Source organism: Arthrobacter sp. 10T413_2, assembly GCF_056394205.1.
Map to the genome: position 1 here is coordinate 1 of NZ_JBFTHK010000292.1, position 3,165 is coordinate 3,165.

Consider the following 3,165-nt stretch of genomic DNA (forward strand, 5'->3'; position numbering starts at 1 on the left):
GCTGTCCACGGTGCCCACGCTCAGCGGCGACAAGTTCGGTCCCCGGCACGTGGATCTGCGCCCGTTCGCGGTCAACGACGGCGAGGACGTGTGGGTGCTTCCCGGMGGCCTGACCCGGGTGGCGCTCAAGGAGGGTTCGCTGATCGTCAATTCAAGCCAGGKCGGCGGCTCCAAGGACACCTGGGTCCTGGCGGATTCCCCGCAGGTTCCGGTCGAAGTCATCCCGCGGCCCACCATCACGGTCCGTGAGCGGGTTTCGGTCTGGCCGGTGGAAAGCAACTGGCGCGACAGCCAGAAAGAGCAGCAACAGCAGCAGCAGATTTCTGACGCGCAGGAGGTAACCGCGAATGCTTAGCCGTATTGCCGAGTCACTGTTTTGGATCGGCCGCTACGTGGAACGGGCCGACGGCACAGCCCGGATCCTCGACGTCCACCTGGAACGGCTCAACCACCTGCCCATRGAAGAACAGCGCAGCGTCGCGCAGGAGCTCCTGGCAGTGATGGGTGCACGCCCGCAGAATGACGAGTTCGGCCTCCCCGAGCTCTTGAACGCCCTGGCGTACGACAAGCACAGTGCGACGTCGATTGCCGGCTCGCTCGGCGCGGCCCGGGAAAACGCCCGCCGTGCCCGGGAGACCGTCTCCTCCGGACTCTGGGAAAGCCTCAACACGACCTACTACGGGCTGAACCAGCACCGCAAGGACGTCGTGGGCACCTACCGGTTCTGCAACTGGGTCCTGGAGCGCACGGCGATGGTCAGCGGCCTGGCCGACACCACCGTCAGCCACGACGAGAGCTGGCTGTTCCTGGTCCTGGGCCGGTCCCTCGAGCGCGCCGACATGACGGCCCGCATGCTGTCCACGCGCGATGTCCTCTCGGCCGGCATGTCCTGGGTGAACATGCTCCGCTGCGCGGGCGCCTACGAATCCTTCCTGCGCACGCGCCGGGCGGCCTTCGGCKACCAGCACGCGGCAGAGTTCCTGCTCCTGGACCGGCTGTTCCCGCGGTCGATCGTCTACGCCCTGCGCGACGCCGACGAGTGCCTCGCGAAGCTGGACCCCTCGGCCCAACGCGTCGGATTCATCAACGACGCCCGCCGCATTGTCGGCCAGGCCCGCACCTTCCTGGAGTTCCACCGCACCGACGACCTCATGTCGGAACTGCCGGAGCACATGGAGCGCGTGCAAAAGGCGGTCTCGCAGGCCTCGGACGCCATTTCCCGTAAGTACTTCAATCAGGCAGACGAACTGGCCTGGGTGGGAGAAGTTTCATGACCCGGCTGAGGATCGTCCACAAGACGGCGTACAAGTACAACAAGCGCGTCACCCTGTCCTACAACGAGGCCCGKATGACCCCGCTGACKGACCCGCAGCAGGTCGTCCTGGAGTCCTCCATGAAGGTGTCGCCCTCGCAGGCGGCCCTGAGCAGCTACCGCGACTACTGGGGCACGCGCGTGACGGCCTTCGACATGCAGATGCCCCACGAGCACCTCGAAGTCCTCTCCACCACCACCGTGGAGGTGCACCGGGTGGAGAAGATCGCAGCCGAGGCCGACATCGTCGGGTGGGACGTCCTGGCGGCCCCGGAGACACTCAACCAGTACAGCGACTGGATTCCGCAGTCCCAGCTGACCGGTCCGGGCACCGAAGTTCTTGGCATCATTCCGGGCGTCGTCGAGGGAAAGACGCCGCACGAGGCCGCCATGGCGGTCTTCGCCTGGATGCGCGGCGAGATGACGTACATGAAGGGCTCCACCGGCGTCACCACCAACGCCGAGCAGGCCTGGAACCAGCGGCAGGGCGTCTGCCAGGACCTGGCGCACCTGGCCATCGGCTCCCTGCGCAGTTGCGGGATCCCGGCCCGCTACGTCTCCGGCTACCTTCACCCGCGTTCGACGGCGGACATCGGCGAGACGGTGGCCGGACAGTCCCACGCGTGGCTCGAATGGTGGGACGGCGAATGGCGCAGCTGGGACCCTACCAACCACAAGCCGGCCGGGGACTTCCACGTCACCGTGGCCCGGGGCCGCGACTACCGCGACGTCCCGCCGCTCAAGGGCATCCTGTCCGGCGGCGGCGGATCGGCCCTCAACGTCAGCGTGGAGATCACCCGCCTCGCCTAGCCGCACCACGTTGCGCTATCAGTTAAGGCTGCTCTGAGCCCTCAGAACAGCCTTAACTGATAGAGCAACCGGGGGTAAGGGCTATTCCAGGCCGGACCGGGTGGCGTCGTCCAGCGGTGTCCACCAGGTCATCGGCGGGACCACCTTGAACCGCCGCCCGGTGACGGTATCCGGCGTGATCCGGACGAAGTGCTCCTTCTTGCCGGCCTGCCACGGGAACAGCAACAGGCCCACGGTGTCCATGACCTCCTCAGGGTTCTGCACCGGCGCGGCCTGGCCCTTGGCCACGACGCTCCAGGCGATCCCGGTGTCCGCGTCCACGCCGTCMGCTTCCACGGCCACCGGTGTGTCGCCCGTGGCTGCCTGCAGCTTGGTTCCCACTGCGGTGCGGAACACGAGCGTGCCGTGATCGACCTTGTAGTTGATCGGGAAGATGTCGGGATGATCGTCCACCCAGACCGCCAGCCTGCCCACCGAGACGCTGCGCAAGAGTCGCCAGCATTCGTGATGATCGAGGTTTTCCACGGCGTGGGGCTGGTCCTTTGACGGCTGGCCGCCCGGGTTCGCATCAGTACTCATGCCGGCGAGCTTACGCCGGAGGGGCGAGCAGGGGCTAGGGCAAAAGGTCCCAGCCGTGGAACAAAGCGCTAATAAATGTTGACCACTCGGGCCCTTCCGTGCAGTTCACGGTATTCTGGCATCACATCGTCAGCGTCGACGAGCGCCGGAGCGATTGGGGCAATCAATATGCATTCAACGGGTAAGAGCCATGGCCATAGCGCCTCCGACCCGAATMCGAGGCTCGAGGAACTCCTGAACGGTTTTGGTTCCAGGGCCGAGGAGCTGCAACAGTCCCAGGAACGCATGACCGGGCTGCTCGAAGCGGTTGTAGCCGTAGCCGAGGACCTGAGCTTGGATGCAGTCCTGGAGCGCGTCGTGATGTCGGCGTGCCGGTTGCTGCATGCCCGGTTCGGCGCCCTGGGGGTGATCGGCGATGACCACGCCCTGAGCCACTTCATCACCGTCGGCATCGACGAAGAGCT

The 3,165-nt window shown here is 66.1% G+C and carries 4 protein-coding genes and 1 pseudogene; 4 read left to right on the top strand and 1 reads right to left on the bottom strand.

From position 1 onward, the window contains the following. The 3 genes from AC1DBQ_RS22650 to AC1DBQ_RS22660 form a co-directional block, all read left to right on the top strand. On the top strand, positions 1-355 hold a 355-nt coding region (locus AC1DBQ_RS22650; RefSeq protein WP_476930649.1), incomplete at its 5' end, for a circularly permuted type 2 ATP-grasp protein. Then, positions 348-1,274 (top strand): alpha-E domain-containing protein, encoded by a 927-nt coding sequence (locus AC1DBQ_RS22655; protein ID WP_476930650.1) that lies wholly within the window; start codon positions 348-350, stop codon positions 1,272-1,274. The genes AC1DBQ_RS22650 and AC1DBQ_RS22655, both read left to right, overlap by 8 nt. Further along, the gene (locus AC1DBQ_RS22660) at positions 1,271-2,122 is read left to right on the top strand and encodes a transglutaminase family protein (protein ID WP_344367716.1); all 852 of its coding nucleotides are present in this window, start codon (positions 1,271-1,273) and stop codon (positions 2,120-2,122) included. Before AC1DBQ_RS22655 ends, AC1DBQ_RS22660 begins: the two co-directional genes overlap by 4 nt. Positions 2,123-2,203: 81 nt before the next feature. Here the strand turns inward: AC1DBQ_RS22660 and AC1DBQ_RS22665 are convergent, their stop codons facing one another. After that, entirely contained in the window at positions 2,204-2,701 is a 498-nt protein-coding gene (locus tag AC1DBQ_RS22665; RefSeq protein WP_476930651.1) for a pyridoxamine 5'-phosphate oxidase family protein, read from the bottom strand. A 168-nt stretch (positions 2,702-2,869) separates the two neighbouring features. Between AC1DBQ_RS22665 and AC1DBQ_RS22670 the strand changes: the two are divergent. Next, positions 2,870-3,165: pseudogene (locus AC1DBQ_RS22670) on the top strand (histidine kinase); the annotation flags it as partial.